Raw genomic sequence first — 26,436 nt, 5'->3', positions numbered from 1 at the left:
TCGCTATCATGCAGATCGTAATCAACGGTGCGCTGCCGGAACCGGCCATCGCGCGCGAACTCATCAAACACTTGCCCCAGACGGCCCCTTCACTGGTTCAGTTACTCACTCAGGGCAAGGGGACGCTGTCGGTACGTGATCCGTCCGAGGACCTGTGCACGCCAGCACAATCCTGGCTTTTGCACGCCCATCACTTTACGGCGCACCAAGCCCAGCATCTTAGCGCAGGTCTGGCCCCTTTGCGGCTACGCCAGTTGAAACAAATCCACTCAGTGGCACCGGACCAAGCGGTCTGGCTGGCAGAGCTGGTTCACATCGCCCCTTCTCGCGAGGGCGCCATGCTGATACCGGCGCCACAGCTGACCTTGTCCGAGTCCTATAGTCGGGCCCTGCTGGCGGCTATTGGCCCCTATCTTGAGGACACCGGCTTTCAGTTCGAGTACGTTAGCCCCGAGTTATGGCGCGTCACTCCACCGGCTGATTTTACGGTGCATGCGGCCTCTACAGAATTGGTCAGCCAAAGCAATTTGAATAATTGGTGGACACAGGATGTGCAAACCCGCCCCTGGCGTCGCCTGATCAATGAGTTCCAGATGCTGACCTTTGCGCTCCCGGACAATCAGGAACGCGAACAGGCGGGCCTGCCCAATGTGAACAGCTTGTGGCTGTTTGGCGGAGCCACCTCTCAACAGCTAGGCCCCGAGCCTGCCGGGCTGCGCATTATTGATGATTTGCAAGACAGCCTGATACGACAAGACTGGGGGCTTTGGCTGCAACAACTGGCCGAGCTGGATCGTACCGTGCTCGCCCCCCTCACGGCAGGGCCCATGCCTGAGCTGGTGCTGACCGGACTGGACCGCTACGCTCACGTCGGTCCTGCCTCGCGCCGTCTCTGGCCTCTGTCCCTGTTCAAACAAACCTCTAACTGGAGTCAGTGGTGGTCACCCCTATCCTGAAAAACCGTCCCGCCCAAGAAGCCGCCAGCCAAGCCCTGAAGCAGGCCGGGATTCACGATTTAATGGCCCGCTTGCTGGCCTCTCGAGGTGTGACCGATGCCGCCCAGATCGATCCGGCCTGGCGCAACATGATTCCGCCCAATATGCTGACCCAGGCGCGTGAAGCCGCCGTCTTGCTGGCCGATACCATTGCCCGTCGGGATCGCATGCTGATCATTGCCGACTACGACTGTGACGGCGCTACCGCCTGTGCCGTGGGCCTGCGTGCACTTCGCAGCATGGGCGCTGTCGTGGACTTTCTGGTGCCAAACCGCTTTGAAACCGGCTATGGCTTATCACCCGCCGTGGTGGAACTGGCTGAGCAACACCCCTCGGGCAAGCCAGATCTGCTGATTACGGTGGATAACGGCATTGCCAGTATTGATGGCGTGCAAGCCGCCCATATGGCGGGTATGAAAGTTCTGGTCACAGACCATCACTTGCCTGGTGATGAATTGCCCGATGCTCTGGCGATTGTGAACCCCAATCAGCCCGGCTGTGAATTCCCCTCCAAGAACCTGGCCGGTGTGGGCGTTATTTTTTACCTGATGCTGGCTTTGCGTGCCGAGCTGCGCCAGCGCGGAGTGTATGAAGCCAACGCCGGCCCACGCCTGAACGAGCTGGCTGATCTGGTCGCCCTGGGTACTGTGGCCGACGTGGTCAGCCTGGATGCCAACAACCGCCTGATCGTCACTCAAGGGCTGGAGCGCATGCGCAAGGGCCAGATGCAAGCCGGACTGCGCGCCCTGTTCCAGGTTGCAGGCCGCGATCCGCGTCAGGCCAGTGCCTTTGATCTGGGTTTTGCCTTGGGCCCACGCATCAACGCCGCTGGTCGACTGGCCGATATGGCCTTGGGCATACGCTGCCTGATCACGGACGACGAGGATGAAGCCGCCAATCTGGCCCGCGAACTGGAAGAAATGAACCAGGATCGCCGCTCGATTGAGCAGTCCATGCGCGAAGAGGCGCTACGCGCGGCCGAGCTGGCTGAACCGGACACCAGTGCCACGGTGTGCGTGTTTCACCCGGAATGGCACCAAGGCATCGTCGGACTGGTCGCCTCACGTCTGAAAGAAAAGTATTGGCGCCCTACCCTGGCCTTTGCCCAAGGTGACGAAGGCGAGATCAAAGGTTCGGGCCGTTCTATTCCCGACGTGCATCTGCGCGATGCGCTGGACTTGGTCTCCAAACGCTATCCCGGTCTGATTCTGAAGTTTGGTGGTCACGCCATGGCAGCCGGCCTGACCATTGAAGAGGACAATTACGATGTATTCGTGCAGGCTTTTGAAGAAGCGGTGCAGGAACTGACAGGCCGCTTTCAATTTGACCCTATCATCGAAACCGACGGTTCGCTGGAACCTGAACACATCAATATTACGGTGGCGGGCATATTGCAAAAACAAGTCTGGGGTGCAGGTTTTCCAGCGCCAGTATTCCGTGACCGGTTCTTTGTGCGCCAGCAGCGCCTGCTGAAAAACAAGCATTTGAAACTGAGCCTGGAGCGTAACGGCGAATACTTCGATGCCATTTGGTTCAATCGCGATACCTTGCTGCCCGAGCATATCGAGGCGGCTTATCGTCTGGATCAGAACGAATGGAATGGAAACGTCAGCGTGCAATTCATTATTGAATTTGCTCAGGACTGTCCCATCGATCCACCTTGCTGACCGTACCCAATCACTTCTTTCGCGACCATACATCTACGTCCGCTATCCCTTGTTCATAACCACACAAACAGGGATAGCGCACTTAGGATGCGTTAACTCAAATGCTCACGAAAGAATTTGCGAATGCGTTTATAGGCCGCTTCGCGGGCGGCCGGATTAGCTCCTACATGCACCCCCGCCTCGCCATTAACACCGTTGGGGACATTTTTACGGACATAGACCTCATTTTCGCTGTCAAAAGCGTGATAGGCACCCTCATACACAAGCAGTTCAACGGGCTCGTTGCGCTGCTGACTACGGGTAGCCAACTCCTTGCAAGGCTCTACTGGCGTCCAATCGTCTTTCTCGCCCGCTAAAATCAGCAAGGGGCCATACGCAGAAAACTCGGGACGCTTGCGCGACTGCCAGCCACAACCTGGATATAAGGCCACCGCTGCTACAAATTTCTGTCCCGAACGCTTATACCCTTCACTTGTCGCATCCATTGCCGACAATGCACCGCTCCCCCCATGCGAAAATCCGATGGCGCCGATCTTGTCCCTAACAATGTCGGAGCGCGAATTCAGGTATTGCAAGGCCCCATAAGCATCCAAGATCCGGTGTCTGTTCTTGATATCCCGATCCGCAAGAGGAGTCGTGCATATCTGTGACACATCGCGTGGATTAAAGCTGTCCACCATCAACACCGCATAGCCCATCTCGTTGAGCAACTGCGCCATATTGATAAATCGCGAGGTGATGCGCCCGGTCTTGGCAGATAATGCTCCGGCGCAGCCATGAAACATAACAACAGCAGGAAAAGGCGCCTGGCCTGCCGGCTTGAACAGGTATCCGTCCAGCATTAAAGCCTGATCTCCCTTCCACGTATCAAGGCTAGGAAAACTAAGCTGCTCGGGCTGCACCGGTTCTCCCCGTGCCACTCCCAGCATGGTCCCGCCCAGCACAAAAACCAAGGCCGCTGCAACCAAGTTCCTGATCCGCGAACCAGACCTACGCGTAAAGTCGCTGGCTGTCTGCTCTGCACCAATCCGATTATTCACCAGGCTCTGTCTACTGTTTTTCATCGCCACCACGACCAGGAAATCTCGTTCAGAACATAAAGCGTGCCGCTGTCACCAAGTGGTACGGCGACGCTGCGGCTTCATCCCTAGTGCAACATAAATAAAAGTGTGATTCAACCGAGCTTGGCAGGCCTATGGACGCTATTGATTGCCATGACCGCTTGTCCCTTAGTGCTCTTTGCTCACACTCCCCGCTACTGAGACAAGGTGCAAAAAATGATCGGCCCTTTGCTTTAATTTTTGTTAGAACCTATTTACATCCCCCATCAACATTCATAGTCGATTTCGTTCTACTTGTCTGACATCGTGCCTTTCAAATGCGAATTTGGAGACTGCTCAGGTAAGGCCCATAGGGCCATGAACAATGAGGTGCCGCCTCCTAACAACGCACTCGCCCAATCCTTTAGACCGGGAAACACAAACATATTCCAAAACAAGGCAGTCAGCGCCCCCAGAAGGGTAATCAATAAGACACTAAGCCCTGTTTTTGTAGGTTTCACTACGCTATAGAGCAAGGCTAATAGCAGCGCTGGAACACCATAGAAAATAAGCGCATTGAGTGCGGCCAGCAAACCACCTGCCATACTGCCTACCAGCACCACCCATGCCTGATCCCCGGACTGTGGCCCCGCCAACGCCAGCCATACCCCAATAAATGGGCCGGCCAGCACGGGACACAGCAAGAAACTCAAAAATACACGCCAGCGTGGGTACGGACTCATGGTTTGCATCCCTGTTTCTGGCTATACCTCAGAAATTGAAACATAAACAAACCTAAACCCTTCTCACAAGATGAGTTAAATTATTCGACGCTAGGGTACTTAAACAAATCCCTTAATACCATCAAGAGCAGCAATGGCACTGTTGGTGCCGGTAGCCGCATCCAAGCCACTGCCCATGAGACCAGATTTGTCGACCCGCTTGAAATGGTTTTCACGACCTGAAGCTTTGCTCTCCCCTAGATGGAGGCAAAACAACCATCGCCGTTATCAGCGAAAATATCGCCCCTAATACGAATGCCTTTGACTGTCTGTTCTGCAAAATGAAAGGATAGGCATGTTGAAATCTAGCTGATAGATCATTTCCGCCCAGCCCAAAAACATACGCTGTCCAAACATAGGCTGTGGCACCTCCACATATAAAGACAAGCAAGTAACTCAATGTTCCTCTTTTTAGCTTTATCCAGGCATAAAGTGCCCCCAAAATAGCTGCGAGAACCACTTCAAAGAACAAGGCAACAGCCATAGGGAGCAACAACATTACGAATTGAAGCCACACATTCAACAAAAGTCCTACGGTATCGGAGGCAGGCATCGTGAATAGAATTACCAATCCCATACACAACCCTCCCCACATAGGAACGAGAGAGAAAGCCAATATAACCCTCAATACAGGATACTTATTCATGGTTTACATCCCTGCGCTTCGTTATATCCAAGCAGCTTGCATGGCAATGTACTGCGTGGCTGTATTGACCGCAGTACGACATGCATCGCCAATCGGATTGGCCGCACATATCGCATTCATTTCTTGATCCAGGAACTGACTGAGCCGTTCAGCCTCTTGCTTGCTGGCCTTCTTTTGCTCCTCGGAGGAACATGTCTTGCCGCTCAGGCAGGCTTTCACTTTATCGATGGAGGATCGCGTCAGATGGTTGTTATCAAGGGCAACAATGGCGCTGTTGGTTACTGTGACCACTCGCACCTTTATGCTCTTCGTTTTCCCGCGCCAAGTAAAAAAGGTGCTAAAAAATGATCGATTCATCGACTAAATATTTAATAGCGCCCATTTACATTAACTTATCGCAATTCATGATCGGACTCCTTCCGACGATTTCATTCTGTCCCATAGACTTCCGGCCGTTTAGGTAAAACCCATAAAGCCATCACAAATGAAGAAATAGCGCCAAGCACGAATGCGCTGGCGAAGGGCGTAGATAGCCAGCTCTCAGCAATTGCCTGCCAGTAGCCCTTCCCCCTGTTTATCGGCGATATGTACGCACCCCAGAAAAAAGCCCCACAACCACCCAAAAAAGCGACCAGCAAATAGCTTTGCCATGAACGATATAGGCGTAGGGCCAAATAAATCACTGCTAGAGCAATCGCAGGCGGGATATTAATCACAATAGCTGTCAAAGCCATTACAAATGAAGATCCAACAGCAACTCCAAGAACCGAGATACCATCTACTTTCGGGTCTAACACAGCATAGTATGTAAGTACTAGCGCCATAATTATTCCAGCAATGCCAGGACATAATGAGAACCCTAATCCAACCTTCCAATATGGATAACCCTTCATGGCGTGCAACCTTGCTGTTCAGAATAAGCTAGAAGCCTACATCCGTATCTAACACGAGACTGATAATCCAGGATATCAACCCCTCCGGGCTGACCTTGCTTATCAGAAGTAACAAAGTTATTTCCAGCACCAAGGATAAAATCAGTATCAGTCATGAACTCTGATATAAACCTAAATACAACCCTATTCTTAAGATATTTCTCATGAATAGGCTGAAGTGTCTGCTGTTCACTTATTAACTGATTAATATCCCACCGCACCGGGTCGCCTCCATGGTTATACAGTGCACTAAAATTACTAAAACCTGCACTCATTAACGCTTTACCTGCTTCAGATCGCCAATCATAAATAGTATCTGCGTTTATTCCAGCTAAAGTAGACCCAAGCAGAAACGTATAACCAGACCCACTTCCATCTGCCCCCAAGCCCGTTAATGGTGCCCTGGAAACAAATTCCGCCCCCCCATACCATTTCGCCCCCGAACCAATGTTCTGCTCATAACGGTCCGATGCCCCAAAGAAATCCGCGCGGTTATCAATGGTGTTGTAGTACAACGCAAAGCGCGCTTCTGCTCCAAGGCTGTTGTAGACATAATCAAAGGTGTTTTTGGACGAACGATTCACATCCCCGTTCAATAAGGCCCAGGCATCTTGCATGGCAATGTACTGCGTGGCCGTATTGACCGCCGTACGACATGCATCGCCAACCGGATTGGCCGCGCAAAGCGCATTCATTTCTTTATCTAGAAACTGACTGAGCCGTTCAGCCTCTTCCTTGCTGGCCTTCTTTTGCTCCTCGGAGGAACATGTCTTGCCGCTCAGGCAGGCTTTCACTTTATCGACCGCAGATTGCGTCAGATAGTTGTTATCAAGAGCAGCAATGGCACTGTTGGTGGCAGTAGCCGCCTCCAGACCACCGGTTGCACTGATACCGGCCACCAGCGTTGCAATCAGATTGCGCTTCGCTTCTTTTGCCTGCGCCGTCTCTCCCGGTTGATCCAAGAACAGATTGGTCAACAAGCTACTGGTGGCAGCGCCTAGTGCCCCGCCAGCACAACCTTGATCGCTGGCCGCCGCTCCCGCACACGCCAGCACCCCGTGCAAGGCGGCATGCAAGGCGCTGCCTTCGGTCAATGTGCCATCTTTAACTAAGCCTCCGATCAACCCGGCACCTTGCTGCTGCAGGTAATTGACCACCAGATTCTGAGCAAACTGGGAGGAGGCGCCCGTCACATTACCCCCAGCGGCCGCCGCCAAGGCTGTCAGCACCTGACGGCCTGCACCACCCGGGGCCCAGATTGCCGTGGCTTTTAGCTGTTGTTCAAGCGCCGCCAAACGAGCAGGATCACGCTCACCTTCCGGCTTGCTCCGCTCACGATCCCATGCATTCTGGGCGGCTGTGGCTTCTTTGGCCCGATTGTTCAGGAATACGCCGGTCTCACGTTGCAAAGCCCCGACAATCTCAAAACCCGCCTGGATTTCCTGCTCGTTGAAAATCGGCTTAAGAGCATTGCTACCGTCCTGGCCCGTCAATACCTCACGGTTCAAACTGGCCAGACGCTCATCCAGTGTTTCCCCTGTCAGAAGCTGTTGCTTAGCTTGATCTGTAATGGTGATTTGGGCGCCACTAATACCGCTAGACGTGGTGCTGCCACTCTTGCCGCTGGCCGCCATGACAATCGGCGGGCTGGCGCTAAAGCCGCCCTGCTTAGGCAAAGTGGTGCCAGGCACCTGCTCGCCCGTGGCAGCTTGGCCTTGCTGGTCCGTACCTACACCCGATGCGGTATCACTACCACCTGAACTATACCCAACACCCAGGCTCATACTACTGGCTTTGTAATGGGCGTAATTGTCGATGTCGCTCGTAGTGAGCGTACCGGTGCTCAAGGTGTTCAGGCCATCCTTGACGGCTTGCTCGGAAGAGGTGATAACGGCCCCTTTCAGGTCCGTATTCCCTTTGACCTCGATTTGAAAACCGCCATCCCCGGCTTCAATACGGGACTGCTCATGAACGCTGGCGTAATCACTATTGATCTTTTGCTTGCCGACGTTGGCACTGGCCGAAAAACCGACCCCGACCATCACGCTACCGCCCACCTGACTCTCGTTGCTGGTAAAGCGGCTCGTATCTTGCAGACTCTCTATAGTGAGATCACCGCCCACATCGGCCACCACTTGCTGGCCACTGGCTACCGTGCCACGCAGATTGGTATCGCCGCCAGATTCCAAAACAAGACGATCTCCCGCCGTGACATAGCTATGGCTCCAGGTCAGATCGCTACCCTCGCCCTTGCCCTTGCCACGACTGGCGTTTGCCGTGAGACCAAAGCCAATCCCATTGGACCCCAAAGAAACAGCAACCCCTACGCCAGCACTGGAACTACTGCTGCGACGATCCGTCTGGACGGTGTTTTCTGCTGCCAACAAGTTGATATCACCATCTGCCTTCAGGTGAACATCGCCCCCTGCACTAACGTTACTGCCGCGCACCGTCAGGTCAGAATCCTGACCCGCACCTGTTGCGCTGATACGCACATTGCCACCGGCTGCCACGGTGGAGCCGACTGCCGTGTCGTAGGTGGTCGTGGACTTGCTGTCACTTTTACTAGAACCAACCGTAATCGAGAGGTTGATCCCCCCGCCCGTTGTAGGATCAGCGCTAACCGCATCATAGGCATTGACGGCCGCCAGCCCCGTCGTCGCGGCGGCTAAGGCTTTCATTCGGGTATCAGAGGTATCGCTGGAGGCCCGCTTCATCTGCTGACCCGTCTCAATAGCGGAGATGACCGGCGAGGTCAAAGCCACTGTCAGGCCCGACTGACGAAACTTACTTTCTTGAGTGTTTATGCCGGTTTCACGAGCTTCAACAATATCCACCTGCTTAGCATGAATGTCGATATCGCCTTTGGGTGCCAGGACATGACTACCTGTCTGTTGATAGCGACTACCCGCTGCCAACATGACATCCCCATCCGTCGAGCCGATTGTCGAGGCCGCTGCCCGTGTGCTGGCATCCTGTTGATCAGCACTTTGCATCTGCTTGCCAATCGTGAAACTCAAACCGCCACCGGTCATGAAACCAGATTTGTCGACCCGCTTGAAATGGCTTTCCTGCTTGGTATCTGTTGCAGCCTGAATGGTCAGATCATTGCGGGCCGCAATAACGGTACCCGCATCAGACACCACATTACTGCCAGTGACCGTGACATTTCCCCCTTGCACAGCCACAGTCTTACCACTGAAGATACTGGATAAGGCCGTTGTTTCCTCCAGACTGTCACGGGTGGTCGTTTTCTTGGAACTGAGCAGACCACGACTTTTGATTTGCCGGCCTTCACTCCAGTTACGACTATCTTGTCCGGCCAGAATCTGGGCCTGGCCTTGCGCAACAGCGACCACAGCGCCTTGCTCACTGGTCACGGTCGCAGCACGCGCGGTCAAGTCTCGACCTGCTTGTACTCGTACGTCGCCCGGGGCCGTAATACCGGTGCCTACCTCCCGCTCATACCCTTGCTTCAGGTAGTTGTTGGTATCAAGAACATTATTCTCTTGTTCTGCAAGGGTGACTGTCCCCAGACTGACATCACGACCGGCCACCAGCGCGGTCTGGCCGTCCTTGCCACTATTGATCACTTGTGCTGCATTCAATGTGAGGTCACCACCGGCTGCCGCCAACAGAATGCCATCAGAATTAGTCACGTAAAGGCCGGCTACACGGTCCAGATTGGTCCGGCTAAAGTCACTTTTTCCTGCCTGCTTGGCATCACTGTGGGTCGTACTGGCCACGTTAAGGTCGCGTCCGGCATCAAGCAACAAGGCGCTCTTGGCCTGGATCGTGCCACCCACATGGTCAATATCCCCACGGGCGTTAAGGACAAGCGCGTCACTGTCAATACGCCCGCCCAGGTTACGCAGGTTCTGTCCTGTGATCCGGACCGCTGTGCGCCCAGCTATCGTGCCAGAATTGAGCACATCATCCTTGATGGCCAGATCGATCGCGTTGGCCGCCACTAAGGTGCCACGTCCATCGAGATCATCCGGTCTTACGCGAACATAGACTTGCGGCACTAGCGCACGCGCCGTGCTGCCATCCGGTAAGGTGACATCCTGCTCGACCAGCCACACCATATCGTTAGTCAGTTGGGCCATTTGCTCAGCACTGAGCGCCACCCCGGGACGCAAATTCCATTTCTTGGCATAGGAGCTGCCTGCTTCCAGCAAAGCGCGATACTGCTCCTCATCGCTCACGTAGCCCTCCAGGAAACGGCGTCCTGTCAATTGATTGATCTGGTCACGCACCAGCTTTTGCTCATAAAACCCGTCACCCAGGCGCTTGAGCATGGTGACTGGATCATAGCCAAGTCGGGTCAACATATAGTCTGAGCTGAGCCATTGGCGATAGTCGGTAAAGCGCGGGTCGGCCTCAACCAGATACGTACCGGCATCGGGACTGGTGCGGAACAAACTGTTAGTGGGGATCTCGGTGTCGATCTGGACCATCCGGATGTGATCGAGCGTATCACCCTTGACGCCAGGGGCCTGAGCCTGAACGTCACTTATTGGCTTGCGCTCGACGGCACCCTTGCGCTCCAGTTGGCCTCCCACCTGAGCCGTCTGTCGATCATCAATGGCAAAACCGCTGCCCTGTCCGGCGGCATGCTCGATCACTTTAGAGACATCCAGACTGAATGTCGTGACGATATCGGCCGGGTTGTAGGCAATTTTTGACTGCCATTTGCGCTGGTGATAACGCTTGAAACCACCCCGCCACCGACTGTAGGTGTATTGGCTGGTTCCAGCCTGACGAATGACATGCTGCCCAAAGACCGCTTCATTCTTTAACTTATCCAGATCACCTTGCAGGACGCCACCTGCGATGATCTGGCTCTTGTCGTTCAATAGCTCGTTACCACGTAAAATCAGATTGCCACCGGCGCGAATCAGGGATGGAGCACTTTCGGTCACCTGGGTTTCATATTCGCTGCGGGTAATCTCATACTGAGTCCATTTGCGCACCTCAGCACCCGTTTCCCGGTGACGATAGCGTCCAGCACGGCTCCAGCCTTCCCACCGATACTCACTGATATCGTGCTTATTCGGATCTCCCGAGGGCTGAATATAGGTATGCTGTGTCGGCTCGCCTACCCGGACCAATTCGGTATTGAAATGCAGGTTGCGATTGAGCAAACGGTTGGCATCGATGCTCATGCCACCCAAAGATTCAATAACGGCGCTGTCATTCAGAACCAGGTCCGCGCGACCGCTCGCCTGCCCCTGCCCATCCAGCGCACCACCGATATTAAGAGCATCAGCACCTGGGCCAGCACTGAATATCAGCGCTTGCTCCCGGTTATTAATAAGCTTGGCACCGATATCCAGGCGCTCTCGTGCGGCGATGACAGCAGCACGATCACCCTCTTCCCGGTTATTGAGGGTATCGGCCTGAATGCTTAAATGATCCCCATATAGGCGCCCCGTACCTGCATTATCCAGTGTGCCCACATCAATATGAGTTCGAGCGCCATCGATAAGGCCACGATTACTTAACGTTCCATTGGCAACAACGGTCGTGCGCCCCCCGCTGATCTGCCCCGTAGCCGTGTTATTGACGTGTTCGCCCCGCACTTCTAGTGTGCCTGCCTGAATCACGCCCTGATTGTTCAATTGGGCAGCCGTACGAATCACAGCCTGACCGTTAGCTCGAATATCATTCAGATTAGTGAAATCCTGCTGAACAGACAGACTCAAATCGCCTTTTGAATGCAGACTGCCATCCCCACCCAGCGTATCCGCAGCAAGCGCTAAGGATTGGCCAGCCAGCATCGTACCGGACTGGTTATGCACCCGATGGGCAGCCAGTTCAATATGGCCGTCCGAATACAACTGACCTGCCGTGTTATCCACCACACTGGCCATGCCGTTACCACGAATAAGCAGGGAATCATCCGCGGCCAAATCGCCATCGGTGTTATCGACATGGTCAGCCGTCAAAGTGACCTGTTTGCCTTGTATGCCCCGAGAAGGGCTGGCATCGGTGCCTCGGGTATGCTGATTAAGAATCTGCTCCGCCTGAAGGTGTAGTGCCTTACCTGCCGCTATCAGCCCAGCCGTATTGTTCGCTACGCCCGACAGCTCCAGATTGGCATCACCTTGGCTGTAGATCACCCCTTCACGGTTATCCACGTTCGCACTGGTCAGCGTCAGGGCCTGGCCGCTCACGATCCCGCCCGCACTGCCCGAGCCTGTGTTGATCAGTTCCTGCCCATGGGTATCCAGACGCAACGCTTGGGTCGATTGCAGCAAGCCGCCGGCATTATTCAATGCTCCACTGTCCAGATTCAGCGTGCCATCCGTGCTGGCAATAGTGCCGCCAGCATTGTCCAGCAAGGCCCCTTGGGTATGAACATCAACTTGGGAGCCCAACACGATGCCCCCCGCATTGCCCAAGCCAGCATTCATCAGGCGGGTAGCCGCAGCACCTTGTACTATGCCGTTGGCGTTCTCGGTACGGCCCTGTGTCCGTACCTCCATGCCACCGTCCGTGGACACAAGCAGACCGCCTTCACGGTTATCAACGGTTCCGGCGCCAATAAACACATCGGCCACACCCAATACCTTGCCACCTTGATTATTGAGCTGCTCTTGAACCTCCATGCCCAGTGTCTGTGCGGACGATACCGTACCGCCCTGGTTATAAAGAGCACCCGCTTGCACTTGCACATGACCATTGCCGATGATCATTCCGTCACGGTTATCGCTCGAGCCTTGCACCTTCAGTACCAAGGCATCCCCACCCGTGGCCAGCAAAGTGCCTCTGGCGGTATTGAGCGTGCCAGTCTCAACGATTATTGTCTGTGCCTGCGTCGTGGCCTGTTGCAAGTCTGTCGTTGTACCGCGAAGATTCAAGGTGCCATTACTAGCAATATGGCCTTGCTGCCCCTGCAAGTTGGCGGCATCCAGGTCAAGGTGCCCACTGCCTGCGTGCAAAACCTCACCTTCCTTGTTTTCCAAGACACCGGCTCGAATGTTCAGATCAGCATTACTGGCCAGTTTCCCCCCGTCACGGTTATCAAGCGTGCCCACCACCTGTACACGAGTAGCTTGATCGCCTGTAGCGACAAGCTGGCCGCCACGATTGGACAGTTCCTGTGCGCTCAGATCAAGCGAACCGGCCGATTGCAGCAGGCCCTTGTCATTACTGAACTGTCCGACGGCAATCTGGGCCTGATCGGCAAGTTTGATTTCCCCCTGACGGTTACTCAAGTCACCGCCGCTCACCTCAAGCCGCCCTAGGCCCAGGTATCCCCCATCATTATTCAGCCCCGCTTTGGCAAGCATATTGATATTGCCACCAGCCACAATCCGGCCACCCGTATTGTCCAAGCTGGTCGCAATATCAAGCTGCCCCGGCTCCAGCGGCGCAACACTACCACCGTCTGGGCCTTCCTGGCCGGTGCCCGGCCCCTGAGGCGCCGGATTAGCACCCGTACCGCCCGTTTCCCCATCCGCACCGCTCCCCGGGGAAGGCGTCTGTCCTGACGATGGGCCCTGAGCGATCAAACCAATACGCCCCCCCTCCCGGTTGCTGATTTGCGCAGCAGACAATGACAAACTCTGGGTTCCAGCCTGCTCAATGGTGCCTGCCTGATTATCCAAAGACTGGGCTTGAATCGCCACCCGCCGCGCGTTCAACGTCCCCTTGCGGTTATCAATATCCTTGACACTGCCTATGGACAGCTCACGGCCCGCACTAATGACGCCGGTGTTTGCCAGGCCATCATTGGCCTGTATCTGCGTATCTGCCTTGGCCTGTATCGTGCCACTGTTTTCCAAACGGCCATCGGCAGTCACCACCACCTGCCCCACATGAGCACCAATAGCGCCCGCATTACGCACTCCGACCCCGCGCTCGGTCCCCACAAGAACAATTTTCTGGCTGTACATACCACCCAAGGCACCGACATCCAAGGCAAACGCGGGCGCCTGACTACGGGCCTTCACGGCTTGTACCTTGCTGTGGTCGGCACTGACCTCATTCACCCCTGTAGTGACCTGTAATTGCTGGGCCCAGATGCCCGCATTCACTTCCACCGAGCGGGCAATCAAATCCGTATAGTGAGTGGCACTGGCATCCAAACCTTTGCCCAAAACCGAAATGGTGCCGCCTTGCACGCGGTAGCCCTCCAGCGCCCCCCCATTGATAATCGGTTTGCCAGTGGTCAAAGTGCTACGGTCAGCATTGATAAAACCACAACCATCACACGAGATACCCGCCGGGTTGGCAATGATCAGTTGTGCACGATCACCCGCCACTTCCACATAGCCCCGTAACAGGCTGGGATCATTGGAGTTGACCTCATTTAAGATAACGCGTGCCGTACCTTGCGCCAGCCAGGGGTTACCTTGCACCCAGCCACCCAATTGGGACTGCACACTGGTACGAGCATTGTTGAGAATCGCCCCTTGGGGGTCGACATCGAACTGCTGATAAGTATTGCGCGAGACACCCGCCGCGCTGGGCGTTTGGATGTTAACCAGCGGCACCCCATTAGCGGCTTCCAGCACTGTTGGCTGCTGATTGCCCGGGGCACTGGGATCGGCCACAATCTGAGCATGTGCGGTCGGCACCATAAAGACCTGGCCGAGCGCCATCGCCAGGGCGAAGTAGACAGGGTTGACAATGGCCAGGAAGCGACTGTGCGCGGTCGTGCTCACACCAGCACGCCCACCGGGTCCATTGCGGCGCACAATTTCCGCTACCACCTGGAATAAGCCCAACGTACGGTTAAAAACAATACGATATAAATTCTTGTTCATATCATCACACTCTTGATCTGGCGCGGAATAAGGAAGAGAGGTTCAGTTCAGTAGGACCAGCTCAGGGTAAAGCCCGTCGTGACCGAATCGGTCTTAAATCCTTCGGGCTTATAAAGAGGCACACCGGCATACAGATCCCAGTAAAACCCCTTGGCCCCTCCTCGCAGCCCAATCACCGAACCCACTAAGTTGCGCCCCTGAAGCCAGCGCGTGGACGGCCCACCCACATGACCATAATCGGCACCCAGGTACAGTTCCTGGCCTGCCCCCACTGATACACCGATTTCATTGCGCCAGACCCAGCCACGCTCACCCATGAGCATCAGCTCACCATCAAAGCCACGCACCGAGTAACGGCCACCAATAGAGAAGCGATCCTGCGGGACCAGAGGCGTACGATTCCATTGCGCTCGCCAACTACTGATGTAGCGGGCGCGCTCAGTCCCCAGCGAGAACGGCACCATCAACTGCACATCGGCAGTAATCAACTTCATCCGTGAAGTGCCTTCTCCAAAGGGCTCCTCAGGCGCACTTTTCGCTTTAAAGGCTCCCGTGCCACGGCGATAAGCCACACTCGCATCCAAGGTACTGTTACCCAGATACTCACGATGGGTCACCCCCAGCTCCCAGCCACCCGTGCGACGGTTCTGAACCTCGATCTCCACATCGTCAATAAAGTTACTCGAGCGACGCGTCCAGGCTCGGCCGAAAAGGGCTGTTTTTCGTGTCGCGTCCCGGTAAACCAAACGTGACAAACGCAGCTCTGCATTGTCACTGGTACCGCTATACACGTAGCCTTGGTTGTAGCCCGCAATCGTTTGATGATAGTTATAGCTGCTTACGGTCGCGCCCAGCGTCCAGTAGCCATAGGGCACACTGTAATGAAGCGTCTGTGCCCGGTTACCTTTGCCCCGACTGCTGAACAGATCGTAGTTAAGGTTGACGTAAAACAAATCGTTTAACATCAACAAATCATCCAGCGAGACCGTCACCCCCCCTTGCAGCTTGCCCGTTGCCTTACTGCCCGAGTCATCTAAATGGGCCGATAAGCGGATTGGCGGCGAGCGTTGCTGCCAGGCGATGACCAAATCACTATCGCCCGGCCGGGCATCATCGCCTTCAGCGGGAACAATTTGAATATCTGCCTCTACGGTCGGAACACGCTTGAAATTCTCCAAAGCCTGTTCGATATCACGCAAATTGAGCAAATCGCCCCGTCGGATAGGAACCGCGTTCCAGGCCGTCGCTTTCAAGGATGTTTCTTCGGTAAAATGCACGTCACGCACACGACCAGACACCAGCGTTAAGCGAAGCTGGCCCGTGCGCAAATCTTGTGCAGGCGCCAACACACGCGTTGTGACATACCCACGTGCGATAATCGCATTCTGGATACGGGACATAACGACGTTGATCCCGTCCGTGCCCAGGCACCGCCCTGTAGCCGGATCATGAGCAGGGTCGGCTGCCCTCAATGCCCAGGTAAAACGCTGGGACTGATCCCCCTCCAGCCAGATCTGTGAAATAGGAAAACAAGGACTTTCCTTGTCAGGCAATTGCTCAGGAGCGGGAATTTGCACAGGCGGCAAACGTATATCGGGCACGCTTTCTTGCTGCTCACGCAGGACACGTTCCCGTTCCTGCTGTCGCAACAACTCTTGCGCCATTCCATTTTGTGTCTGCGCCAATGCAGGAACAAACGGCGCAAACAAAACCAGCAAAGGCCACCTCTTGGGCCAAACCGTGCCCCTCATCACCCATATCCCTTTTCGTAAGCATCAATATTTTTTTCTAATACCAGGAAACTGGCGGGGCTAATGATACCCAAGTAAACAAATGATGGGCGCGACAGTAATACCCTGTAGAAATACTTACGAATAAGGACAATTTGAGTGGCTAGCCATCAGGCCAATCTGGCTTCTGAACGCTGCGGCAAAGTCGCGAGCACCAAGCCCGCCAAAGCCAGGATGAAAGCGTATACATGCACGGTGGTAAAGCTCTCGCCCAGCACCAGCACACCCACTGCCGCCGTGCCTAAAGGCATCAAAACCATAAATACGGCGGCTTGCGAAGCAGGCACGGAACGCACACCCGTCATCCACAGCCACACCGTCCAGACACTGGCGGCCAGGGAATAAAACACCAGCAAAGGCCAGATCCAGCCTGCCGGTGCTGTGAAATCAAAATCCCAGGCGGCGTATAAGCCTAGCGGCGTAATCAGGGCCAGACTGCACAGATTGATAATGGCGCTGATACGCTTGGGGCTAAGCACAGCGGTCAAACGCTTGCCAATGACGGCATAGGCTGATTCGCACAAGACAGCACAAAAAATCAGTGCATTACCCAACCACATTTTCCCCGGATCCAGTTGATCCACACCGTGGTCATCAGCCTGCACCAAAGCGAGCAAGGCAATACCGCCCATACCCAGGGCCAGCGATGCCCACGTACGCGGGCCTATGCTTTCTTTCAGAAAATACCAACTAAACAAGGCCACCATGCCGGGGATAGCTGACAAGATCACGCCTGCCGACACCGCGCTGGTCATGCTGATACCCGTCACCATGCACAGGGTGAACAGAAAATTGCCCAGGAAAGACTCCAGAAAGATCAAGCCACGGGTGCGCAAATCCAACGTGGGTTCATTCGCGGGTTTACGTAGCCAGCGCAGCATCGCTAACCCACCAATCCCAAAGCGCAACCAAGCCAACAAGAACACCGGCAGTGCCGTCACCAAGGGCCGAGTCAAGGCGATATAACTGCCTACCAAAGACATGGACAAGGCCAAACAGGCGTAAGCCGCCAGACGTGATCCCGCTCTATTCACCCACCTTCTCCCAATACACACATTTGCAAGCAAGCTAATCAAAATACCCTGGTGACCAGGGTCTACAATACGCTCGAGCCCGGCCTTCCAGGATAAAAAAACATGGCCTGCCATGTTGCCCGTTTCGCCCACCACCCCCTGTACAACTGACCTTACCCAGATCTGCCCGTACAGCCCCGTGCTGCCAGCGCTTTATCCCACCCTACCGGAAAGTCGTATCGCCAGTCCTTAAGCAGGTCTGCGATGGACGGTCTACACCTGGCCCGCCCCATGCTGCTCCCCATAACAGACTAATCCGCACCACGCCGGCCTACCGGCCTGCCGTGCTCCTTGAAGGATATTTCATCATGCAGGCTATCGCCCGCCTGAGCCGTTTTGTTGGCAATACCTTTGCCATCTGGGTTCTACTGTTTGCCATTTTGGCCTTTTACTTTCCCGACCACTACCGCTGGTTAGGCGCTTATATTGTTCCACTTCTGGGCATCATCATGTTCGGTATGGGGCTGACTTTATCGCGCCAGGACTTCGCTGAGGTGTTCGTACGCCCGGGCCGAGTGGCTGTGGGTGTTCTGGGTCAATTCCTCATCATGCCCGTCTTGGCCTGGTCCCTGGCCTATGCGTTTTCCTTGCCGCCCGAATTAGCGATTGGCGTCATTCTGGTTGGCTGCTGCCCTGGCGGGACCTCATCTAACGTAATGACCTTCCTGGCACGTGGTGACCTGGCCCTGTCGGTTGCCATTACCTCGGTCTCCACTTTGCTGGCGCCTATCGTCACCCCCGCCCTGATTTACATGCTGGCCAGCCAATGGCTGGAGGTCAGCGCCTCGGCCATGTTCTGGTCCATTGTTCAGGTCGTGATTCTGCCCATTGCCCTGGGTGTTATTGTGCAGTCCCTGCTGGGCGAAAAAATCAAAGCGGGCGTGGCTGCTCTGCCCCTGGTCTCTGTCGTGGCAATTGTGGCTATCGTAGCTGCGGTTGTAGCCGGCAACCAGGCCAAGATTGCGACCAGCGGCCTGCTGGTATTTTCGGTCGTTGTCGTGCATAACACCCTAGGCTACATACTGGGCTATGTACTGGCCCGCCTGAGCGGCATGCCGTTGCCACAACGCAAAACCCTGGCAATTGAAGTAGGCATGCAAAATTCCGGTCTAGGCGTAGCTCTAGCCAGTGCCCACTTCTCGCCTCTGGCCGCCGTGCCCAGCGCCATTTTCAGTGTCTGGCACAATATTTCCGGTCCTTTGGTCGCGACGATTTTCCGCCGCATGGGTAATGGCAAGTAACCCTCTGCTGGCACGTTCAAGAACTTGAACCCGAGCCTACAAAGTAAAAAAGGACGCTCTACCGGGCGTCCTTTTTTCGCTGGAGCCCCCCAATACCAGGTGCTCTCAGGCCTTAGCTTTTACGTGACGATACATAAATTCCGCCCACAATCAGAAGGAACGCCGCGCCGTGGTAAAGCTTGGGGGTATCGCCCAGAATAAAAACGGACATCAAGGCCGCAAATACCGGCATCAGGTTCACGAAAAAACCGGCGGTTGCGGCACCGACTCGTTGGACAGCCACCCCCCAGCAGCGCAAGGCAATCAAGGCGGGACCGGTGCCCACATACAAAATAGCCAGCAGTAAGCCCCAAGACCAATCGATATGCCAGTCCGTGAATGTCCACTCCATGGCGGCAAATGCACCGGACCAGATCAAGCCAAAAAACACCTGCGCCATCACGACGGTGGCCCATGTCTGTGCGATGACACCCTCATGGCGACGCGTACTGAGCATCCAGCTATAGATCGCCCAGGCAATGGTGGCGATCACCATATAGACATCGCCCGGCACAAAACGGAAGGCCATCAGCTCTTGCCAATCCGCGCGAGTCAATACCAGAACCACACCCAGCAAAGACATCAAACCACCGACCAGTTGCCGCCCATTGACTGTAGATTTGAAAAACAGGCGGCCGATCACCAGCATCCAGAACGGCAAGCTGGCATTGACCAGCGTCACGTTAATGGGGGAGGAACTTTGCAGTGCCAGATATTGCAAAGCGTTATAGATCCCTATGCCCAGCAAACCCAAAATGGAGTAGCGTTTCCAGTTGGCCCACAAATTGCTGCCGCGTCGCAGCACTTGCCGTCCCACAAAAAGCAAGATGGTGAACGCCACCAACCAACGAAAAAAATTCAGGGTAATAGGCGGCACCTGATCATGAATCAAGCGTCCGACGATGGCGTTACTGGCCCACAAAATCGTAGGTAAAACCAGTAGAGCCGTCGTGCCAGGGGTCAGTTTCTGAGTGCTCACAAGCATGTCCTAAAAAACGGCAACGGCGCGTGTGATCCCTGCTCAGGTCAACACGGCGCCGCTACGATGGGGCTAGTATATAGGCAAGCATGCCCTGCCCTCTACGCCTTTACCCGCCTGCTTGTGACCACGTAGGCTGGTCAATCTTTGACCAATCCATAAATATTATTTATAATCATACAATTGTCACGTCATGGCGCTGATTGAGTTTTATTGGCCCATCCCATCCACGCTCGTCTGGCTTTGACAACATCAGATGCAGCTACCCAGGGTAAATCGACCTTGAAACACCCCCACTTTTGGGAATAAAGCTTGACCCGATCAAGCGCCCCAAGTGCATTACTTGGCACCACAACCCGCACTCTTAACCGCAAGGGACTGTCCCGCGCGTCGTTATGCAGGTCTACGTTCCTGGCAAGTACTCGTGTTTTTGCCCGTTTTTCAGGTAGGCAGACCTTGTCTGCCCTGGCCGGTTCTTCCCACGAACGGCGGGCGTGTTTTCAATTTGATCAACCCGACCCTGTCTGGAACCCAACCGTTCTGACAGACACAGATTCACCCCAATTTTTATGGGCCTAGTGCAAGGCTGGACTCCAGACACCGCTTGTACGGTTTGTCGGTCTGCCTGGTTGCTAAGCCCGTCCCCGTCCCGCCCAGCAGGGCCAGACGGGAATCATTATTTTTAAAGGAGTCCCGATTTATGGCCAAAGAAGAGCTACTTGAAATGCAAGGTTCCGTCACCGAAATCCTGCCTGACTCACGCTTTCGTGTCACCCTGGACAACGGTCACGCCGTTATCGCCTACACGGGCGGCAAAATGCGCAAGCACCACATCCGTATTCTGGCTGGCGACAGCGTCACCCTGGAAATGTCGCCCTACGACCTGAGCAAAGGTCGCATCATTTTCCGCCACTTGCCCAAACGTGTTGGCGCCCCGAGCTCTGCCCCTCGCCGTACCCCCCATCGTCGTTAAGACATAGCGCCACACCCCTGTCACAATCAGATGCAAAGATAGGTGCGCCTGACAGGGGTGCGACAAGAGCCAGCAGCGCTCGGACGCGCCCCACTCTTTGTGGGAGTCGCCTTGAAAAAACTACTGACGCTCAAAACCGGCTTTATCGCCTACTTTGCAACCCTGAGCCTGTTTTTAGTCCTGATGCTGATTGCCCTGCAGCACCTGAGCAACAGCATCGATCAACGCAAGCACCTGGAAGCCCAGCGCCACCAAACTACGGCGCTTAGCAAAGACTTCAAACGCATCAGCGAATTGCTCAGCCGTCAGGCCATCGCCTTTGTCTCCAGCGAGCAAATTGAATTTCAGGATAACTTCCGCCGTCTGCTGGCGATGTTTACCGGTGCCCAGCCGGATCAGGACGGCGTCAGCTTGGCAATGCTGGACCGTTTCGGGAATCTGGAACTGGAACCGGCTGAACAGGATTTGCTGCGCTCTGCCTATGAACAAACTCTGGCCCTGAGTCAGGTTCAGTCCGAAGCCATTCAAACGGCCAGCGGCCAATTTGAAGACGGCGACGGCGCGATCCGTATCGCTCTGCCCAATGCCTTGATGGCTAAAGTGCTGGTATTTAGCCAGCAGTATATTCAAGCCTCTACCCAAATCACGAATACGCTGGATCAGTTCGAGCACCAATTCAGTGAGCGCCTGGACAGCTCTCTGGATCTAGCAGGCCGCAGCAGCGACCGGGCATTCAGCTTGGCACTGGCGGCCCTGGCCTTGTTCTTCATCGCCAGCACCGTTGCCCTGCGCCTCTTGTATCGCTCTATCAAGCAACCTTTGGATCAAGGGGCGAATCTGGCCAAGGAACTGGCCCAGGGCAAACTCAATGCCCAGCTCAACGTACGTCGTCACGACGAGTTCGGAACCTTGCTAAGCGCCCTGAACGGGATTGGGCAGGGAGTGCAAACCGTCGTACATCAGATCCGCGAACAAACCGGCTTGATCCGCGACGGTTCGCACACGATTGTGCTGGACAGCCAAAACCTGAGCGAACAGATTTTGGAGCAGTCCACCGAGCTGAACCAGACTGTCAAAACCATGAACCAACTGGCCGATACCGTAAGACAAAACGCCAAACAGGCCCAAACGGCAGACCATCTGGCTCAAGACACGTCCAGTCAGGTCGCACAGGGCAATCAGGCCGCCCAAAACTTGCTCGATACCATCAACGCCATTGCCGACAGCTCGAACCAAATGAGCGAGATCACCAAGCTGATCCGCAGCATTGCCTTCCAGACCAATATCCTGGCCTTGAATGCGGCGGTGGAAGCGGCCCGTGCTGGCGTGCACGGTCATGGCTTTGCGGTGGTTGCCGCTGAAGTGCGTAATCTGGCTTTGCGCTCCACCGATGCTTTACAACAGATTTCCACCTTGATATCCAGCTCGGTCGAACAAACCGAACAAAGCTCGGCGGCCGCACGCGGAATGGCGCAGGTCATGGCCAGCACACAAGACAAAGTCAATGAAATGCGCAGTATTGTGGCCGATATTGCCCAGGCCTCTCAGGATCAGGCGACACATATCGAATACGTAAACCAGGCCATGACGCGTCTGGACCAGCAAGGTCAGTCCAACCGCCAACTGCTTGAACACAGCGCCCACACGGCCCAGGAGCAACTGGAACAAACGACGTTTCTGGCTCAGGTGGTGGCTCATTTCAGCCTGGATAGCGATCTTGCCGAGCCCTCTTCCCCCACGTTGCCCACCGTCTCACACCAACCTTCCTATCGATCTGCGTCCGCCTATCGCACCGCTGCTTGCACAATGTCCAGTTCCTGAGCGGCCAATACGTGCCATAGACCTCCGATAAGGGTAAAATCGGAAGTTTGCCGCGCGCCGCCCTGCTGGCTGGCGCGGATGGCACCTCAAATATAGGAAAGCCGCTGAATCATGGAATCGGAACGACTTAATCAACTGGAAGCCCGCCTTGCCGATTATTCGGAGCGGGAAAATGCCTTACGGAGGTATCTTTGACTACGATGACAAAGCGCATCGTTTGCACGTAGTCAATGCCGAACTCGAGGACCCCAACGTCTGGAACGATCCTCAACACGCTCAGGATCTGGGCCGCGAAAAGAAAAGTCTGGAAAACGTGGTGCATGTGCTGGACGCCTTGCACACGGGTTTGAAAGATTCGCAGGACCTGTTCGAGCTTGCCGCGATGGACGATGACGATGCCACTATCGCCGCCATCGAAGAAGATTGTGCCGCCATGGCCAGCCGTATTGAAGAGCTGGAATTTCGCCGCATGTTCTCCAACCCTGCCGATCCGCTCAATTGCTTTATGGATATTCAGGCTGGTGCGGGTGGTACCGAAGCCCAGGACTGGGCCTCCATGCTGCTGCGCATGTATGTGCGCTATGCCGAACACAAAGGCTTCAAGGCTGAAATCCTGGAACAGTCTGACGGTGACGTTGCCGGTATCAAATCGGCCACCATCAAGATTGAAGGCGATTACGCCTACGGCTTTTTGCGCACTGAAACCGGCGTACATCGTCTGGTTCGCAAAAGCCCCTTTGACTCCTCCAATGGCCGCCACACGTCTTTCACCAGCGTATTCGTCTACCCGGAAATCGATGATTCCTTTGAAGTGGAAATCAATCCGGCCGACTTGCGTATCGACACCTACCGCGCCAGTGGTGCCGGTGGTCAGCACATTAACAAAACCGACTCGGCCGTTCGTATTACGCACGAACCCAGCGGCATTGTGGTGCAGTGTCAGAACGACCGCTCGCAGCACCGTAACCGTGCTGAAGCCATGCAAATGCTGAAGTCGCGTCTGTACGAGCTGGAAATGCGCAACCGCATGGCCGAGCAGCAGAAGCTGGAAGACTCCAAGAGCGATGTGGGTTGGGGCCACCAGATCCGTTCCTACGTGCTGGACCAAAGCCGCATCAAGGACTTGCGTACCAACTACGAAAGCTCCAATACCCAGAAGATTCTGGATGGCGACCTGGATGCCTTTATTCAAGCCAGCCTGAAACAAGGGATTTAATATGCACACTTCCACGCTGACTGTTCTAAGCGGTGCCTCTCGCGGTCTGGGCTTGTCCCTGGCGCGTCAGGCGCTGGCTGCTGGCCATCAGTTGATCACTCTGGCCCGCAGCGAACTGCAACTGGATGCGCCCCAAGGGGCACATCAGCATCTGCAAGTGGATCTGGCCAGCGCGGAAGGCGCACAACAGGCTGCCAAGGCTCTGCAGGCCTTGATCAGCCAAACACAGGCTCAACGCTACGTCCTCATTAATAATGCGGGCACGGTTGATCCCGTTGGGCAGGCCAGCCACCTGCTCGATGCCCAGGCCATTACACAGGCGCTGCAATTGAACCTCGCCAGTGTCATGAGCCTGACCGCCGCCTTTTTGCAAGGCGCCCCCAAGGATGCCCAGCGCCAGGTGCTCAATATCTCCTCGGGTGCTGGCCGCAAGCCCGTCTCGGGCTGGGCCGTGTATGGCTCCAGCAAGGCAGCACTGGACTTCTATACGCAAACCCTGAAACTGGAAAATCCCGAGCTGGACGTTTGCTCTCTGGCTCCGGGCGTGGTCGATACCGATATGCAAGGCCATATCCGTAGCCAGTCCCGCGATCAGTTCCCGAACCTGAGCCGCTTTATCGACCTGCACCAGCAAGGTCAGCTAAGCAGCCCAGACGATACGGCCGAGCGAATTTTGCGCCACCTGAACAGCCCGGAGTTTGGCCAGCACGTCCTGGACGACATCCGCCACTACGAATAAGTACTGACACAATGACTGAATCGCTAGACACTTCCGCACCCGTCGTAGACGAAAACCGCCTGATCGCCGAGCGTCGTTCCAAGCTGGACCGCCTGCGCGAAAATGGCATCGCCTACCCCAACGATTTCCGCCCTGATGCCCACGCTGCCGAGCTACACAAGCAATACGGCGAGCAGGACAAAGAGGCACTGGCTGCAAGCCATAAAGTCGTGAAAGTGGCTGGCCGCATGATGCTCAAGCGTGTCATGGGCAAAGCCAGCTTTGCCACGCTGCAAGATACGTCCGGCCGTATCCAGATCTACCTGGACAAGGCCGCACTGGGCGAAGACAGCTACGCGGAATTCAAGGGTTGGGATATCGGTGACATCCTGGCTGTGGAAGGCACGGTCTTCAAAACCAATAAGGGCGAGCTATCCGTACACGCCTCCAGCGTGCGCCTGCTGGCCAAGTCCCTGCGTCCCCTACCCGATAAATTCCACGGCCTGGCCGACCAGGAATTAAAGTACCGTCAACGCTACGTAGACCTGATCATGGGTGAAGACACCCGACAAACCTTCCTGGCCCGCAGCAAGGTCATGAGCAGTCTGCGTCAGCACATGGCCCAGGCGGATTTCCTGGAAGTGGAAACGCCCATGCTGCACCCCATCCCGGGTGGCGCATCGGCCAAGCCCTTTATCACGCACCACAATGCGCTGGACATGGAAATGTACCTGCGTATTGCTCCCGAGCTGTACCTGAAGCGTTTGATCGTGGGCGGTTTCGAGCGCGTGTTCGAAATCAACCGCAACTTCCGTAACGAAGGCGTCAGTCCTCGTCACAACCCTGAATTCACCATGATGGAGTTCTACGCGGCCTACACGGATTACCAGTGGCTGATGGACTTCACGGAAAACCTGATACGCGAAGCCGCCATCAGCGCCCGAGGTACCGCTACTTTGCAATACCAGGAACGCGAGCTGGATCTGAGCCTGCCTTTTGATCGCCTGACCATTACTGGCGCCATCATGAAGTACGCTCCGTCCTATCAGATCGAACAACTGCAGGACATCCAATTCCTGCGTACCGAACTGGCTCGCCTGAAAGTGGACGTGAACTCGCCCCCACTGCGTGATGCCGGCCTGGGAGCCTTGCAACTGGCTCTATTTGAAGAAACTGCCGAGTCCAAGCTGTGGCACCCCACTTTCATCGTGGACTACCCCGTAGAAGTGTCGCCGCTGGCACGTGCCTCGGACACCCAGGAAGGCATTACCGAGCGCTTTGAGCTGTTCATCACTGGCCGCGAAATTGCCAATGGCTTCTCGGAGCTGAACGACCCTGAAGACCAAGCTGCTCGCTTCCAGGCTCAGGTTCAAGCCAAGGACGCTGGTGACGAAGAAGCCATGTTCTACGACGCCGACTATATCCGTGCGCTGGAATACGGTATGCCCCCTACTGGCGGCTGTGGTATTGGTATCGACCGTCTGGTCATGTTGCTGACTGATAGCCCGGCTATCCGTGACGTGATCCTGTTTCCGCACCTGCGTCGCGAAGACTAATCAGTCTCAAGACAGAAAAACGCGCGGCCTCAGCTGCGCGTTTTTCGTTCTGAATCCCTACTACCACTTTTGTGCAGCTATTCTGCGCATACAGGTGCAGCAAATTCGCGGGAACGAAGCACAGCTGTAATATCGTGATTCAGGCTTGCAAGCACGTCATCGGACGACCTTGTATTGCGGTGCTTGCAAAG

Annotated in this window: 17 protein-coding genes; 8 read left to right on the top strand and 9 right to left on the bottom strand. The window is 55.3% G+C overall.

Annotation, left to right across the window (positions count from 1 at the left end; translation table 11 throughout):
* The first annotated feature begins 8 nt into the window (after nucleotides 1-8).
* Nucleotides 9-956, top strand: a complete 948-nt coding sequence (locus OKX01_RS07595) for a hypothetical protein (RefSeq protein ID WP_094196438.1) — start codon at nucleotides 9-11, stop codon at nucleotides 954-956.
* On the top strand, nucleotides 938-2,662 hold the full coding sequence (gene recJ, locus OKX01_RS07590; RefSeq protein ID WP_264672724.1) for a single-stranded-DNA-specific exonuclease RecJ: 1,725 nt from the start codon (nucleotides 938-940) through the stop codon (nucleotides 2,660-2,662). The genes OKX01_RS07595 and recJ overlap by 19 nt, the downstream gene beginning before the upstream one ends.
* 92 nt (nucleotides 2,663-2,754) lie before the next feature.
* Here the strand turns inward: recJ and OKX01_RS07585 are convergent, their stop codons facing one another.
* From OKX01_RS07585 to OKX01_RS07550, 8 genes are all read right to left on the bottom strand, one after another.
* Nucleotides 2,755-3,726 carry a dienelactone hydrolase family protein gene (locus tag OKX01_RS07585; protein WP_264672871.1) on the bottom strand — a complete coding sequence of 324 codons (972 nt, stop codon included), beginning with the start codon at nucleotides 3,724-3,726 and terminating at the stop codon, nucleotides 2,755-2,757.
* 287 nt (nucleotides 3,727-4,013) lie between these two features.
* On the bottom strand, nucleotides 4,014-4,445 hold the full coding sequence (locus tag OKX01_RS07580) for a hypothetical protein (RefSeq protein WP_264672723.1): 432 nt from the start codon (nucleotides 4,443-4,445) through the stop codon (nucleotides 4,014-4,016).
* Between the two features lie 211 nt (nucleotides 4,446-4,656).
* Complete coding sequence (locus OKX01_RS07575; protein ID WP_264672722.1) at nucleotides 4,657-5,130, bottom strand: hypothetical protein; 474 nt, start codon at nucleotides 5,128-5,130, stop codon at nucleotides 4,657-4,659.
* Between the two features lie 21 nt (nucleotides 5,131-5,151).
* Nucleotides 5,152-5,421 (bottom strand): hypothetical protein, encoded by a 270-nt coding sequence (locus tag OKX01_RS07570; protein ID WP_264672721.1) that lies wholly within the window; start codon nucleotides 5,419-5,421, stop codon nucleotides 5,152-5,154.
* A 137-nt stretch (nucleotides 5,422-5,558) separates the two neighbouring features.
* The gene (locus OKX01_RS07565) at nucleotides 5,559-6,023 is read right to left on the bottom strand and encodes a hypothetical protein (protein WP_264672720.1); all 465 of its coding nucleotides are present in this window, start codon (nucleotides 6,021-6,023) and stop codon (nucleotides 5,559-5,561) included.
* Complete coding sequence (locus OKX01_RS07560; RefSeq protein ID WP_264672719.1) at nucleotides 6,020-14,839, bottom strand: hemagglutinin repeat-containing protein; 8,820 nt, start codon at nucleotides 14,837-14,839, stop codon at nucleotides 6,020-6,022. The genes OKX01_RS07565 and OKX01_RS07560 overlap by 4 nt, the downstream gene beginning before the upstream one ends.
* Nucleotides 14,840-14,886: 47 nt before the next feature.
* Nucleotides 14,887-16,590: a ShlB/FhaC/HecB family hemolysin secretion/activation protein gene (locus OKX01_RS07555; protein WP_413544464.1), complete on the bottom strand. Its 1,704-nt coding sequence runs from the start codon at nucleotides 16,588-16,590 to the stop codon at nucleotides 14,887-14,889.
* Between the two features lie 149 nt (nucleotides 16,591-16,739).
* Nucleotides 16,740-17,663 carry a DMT family transporter gene (locus tag OKX01_RS07550; protein WP_264672718.1) on the bottom strand — a complete coding sequence of 308 codons (924 nt, stop codon included), beginning with the start codon at nucleotides 17,661-17,663 and terminating at the stop codon, nucleotides 16,740-16,742.
* A gap of 347 nt (nucleotides 17,664-18,010) precedes the next feature.
* Between OKX01_RS07550 and OKX01_RS07545 the strand changes: the two genes are divergently transcribed.
* Nucleotides 18,011-18,943 (top strand): bile acid:sodium symporter family protein, encoded by a 933-nt coding sequence (locus OKX01_RS07545; protein ID WP_094196435.1) that lies wholly within the window; start codon nucleotides 18,011-18,013, stop codon nucleotides 18,941-18,943.
* Nucleotides 18,944-19,055: 112 nt separating this feature from the next.
* Here the strand turns inward: OKX01_RS07545 and OKX01_RS07540 are convergent, their stop codons facing one another.
* Nucleotides 19,056-19,967: a DMT family transporter gene (locus OKX01_RS07540; protein ID WP_094196434.1), complete on the bottom strand. Its 912-nt coding sequence runs from the start codon at nucleotides 19,965-19,967 to the stop codon at nucleotides 19,056-19,058.
* 694 nt (nucleotides 19,968-20,661) lie between these two features.
* On the opposite strand from OKX01_RS07540, the gene infA reads away from it, so the two are divergent.
* The 5 genes from infA (at nucleotide 20,662) to lysS (ending at nucleotide 26,245) form a co-directional block, all read left to right on the top strand.
* On the top strand, nucleotides 20,662-20,934 hold the full coding sequence (infA, locus tag OKX01_RS07535) for a translation initiation factor IF-1 (RefSeq protein ID WP_264672717.1): 273 nt from the start codon (nucleotides 20,662-20,664) through the stop codon (nucleotides 20,932-20,934).
* A 111-nt stretch (nucleotides 20,935-21,045) separates the two neighbouring features.
* On the top strand, nucleotides 21,046-22,755 hold the full coding sequence (locus OKX01_RS07530) for a methyl-accepting chemotaxis protein (protein ID WP_264672716.1): 1,710 nt from the start codon (nucleotides 21,046-21,048) through the stop codon (nucleotides 22,753-22,755).
* A gap of 111 nt (nucleotides 22,756-22,866) precedes the next feature.
* Nucleotides 22,867-23,971, top strand: a protein-coding gene (prfB, locus tag OKX01_RS07525; protein ID WP_123049043.1) for a peptide chain release factor 2 whose coding sequence is annotated in 2 segments (ribosomal slippage) — nucleotides 22,867-22,947 and nucleotides 22,949-23,971 — 1,104 coding nt in all. Because the reading frame shifts where the segments join, the coding sequence is not laid out codon by codon here.
* A gap of 1 nt (nucleotide 23,972) precedes the next feature.
* On the top strand, nucleotides 23,973-24,710 hold the full coding sequence (locus tag OKX01_RS07520) for an SDR family NAD(P)-dependent oxidoreductase (RefSeq protein WP_264672715.1): 738 nt from the start codon (nucleotides 23,973-23,975) through the stop codon (nucleotides 24,708-24,710).
* Between the two features lie 11 nt (nucleotides 24,711-24,721).
* Nucleotides 24,722-26,245: a lysine--tRNA ligase gene (gene lysS / locus OKX01_RS07515; RefSeq protein WP_264672714.1), complete on the top strand. Its 1,524-nt coding sequence runs from the start codon at nucleotides 24,722-24,724 to the stop codon at nucleotides 26,243-26,245.
* The last annotated feature ends 191 nt before the right edge of the window (nucleotides 26,246-26,436 follow it).

Source organism: Alcaligenes sp. SMD-FA (genome assembly GCF_025960365.1).
Lineage (GTDB): Bacteria > Pseudomonadota > Gammaproteobacteria > Burkholderiales > Burkholderiaceae_B > Alcaligenes > Alcaligenes aquatilis.
This window is presented reverse-complemented; position numbering and strand designations above follow the sequence as displayed.

Coding starts and splice junctions, on each gene's coding strand:
- OKX01_RS07595 (WP_094196438.1), top strand. CDS start 9: ATGCAGATCGTAATCAACGGTGCGCTGCCGGAACCGGCCATCGCGCGC.
- OKX01_RS07585 (WP_264672871.1), bottom strand. CDS start 3,726: ATGAAAAACAGTAGACAGAGCCTGGTGAATAATCGGATTGGTGCAGAG.
- OKX01_RS07580 (WP_264672723.1), bottom strand. CDS start 4,445: ATGAGTCCGTACCCACGCTGGCGTGTATTTTTGAGTTTCTTGCTGTGT.
- OKX01_RS07575 (WP_264672722.1), bottom strand. CDS start 5,130: ATGAATAAGTATCCTGTATTGAGGGTTATATTGGCTTTCTCTCTCGTT.
- OKX01_RS07565 (WP_264672720.1), bottom strand. CDS start 6,023: ATGAAGGGTTATCCATATTGGAAGGTTGGATTAGGGTTCTCATTATGT.
- OKX01_RS07560 (WP_264672719.1), bottom strand. CDS start 14,839: ATGAACAAGAATTTATATCGTATTGTTTTTAACCGTACGTTGGGCTTA.
- OKX01_RS07555 (WP_413544464.1), bottom strand. CDS start 16,590: ATGAGGGGCACGGTTTGGCCCAAGAGGTGGCCTTTGCTGGTTTTGTTT.
- OKX01_RS07545 (WP_094196435.1), top strand. CDS start 18,011: ATGCAGGCTATCGCCCGCCTGAGCCGTTTTGTTGGCAATACCTTTGCC.
- OKX01_RS07540 (WP_094196434.1), bottom strand. CDS start 19,967: ATGCTTGTGAGCACTCAGAAACTGACCCCTGGCACGACGGCTCTACTG.
- infA (WP_264672717.1), top strand. CDS start 20,662: ATGGCCAAAGAAGAGCTACTTGAAATGCAAGGTTCCGTCACCGAAATC.
- OKX01_RS07520 (WP_264672715.1), top strand. CDS start 23,973: ATGCACACTTCCACGCTGACTGTTCTAAGCGGTGCCTCTCGCGGTCTG.
- lysS (WP_264672714.1), top strand. CDS start 24,722: ATGACTGAATCGCTAGACACTTCCGCACCCGTCGTAGACGAAAACCGC.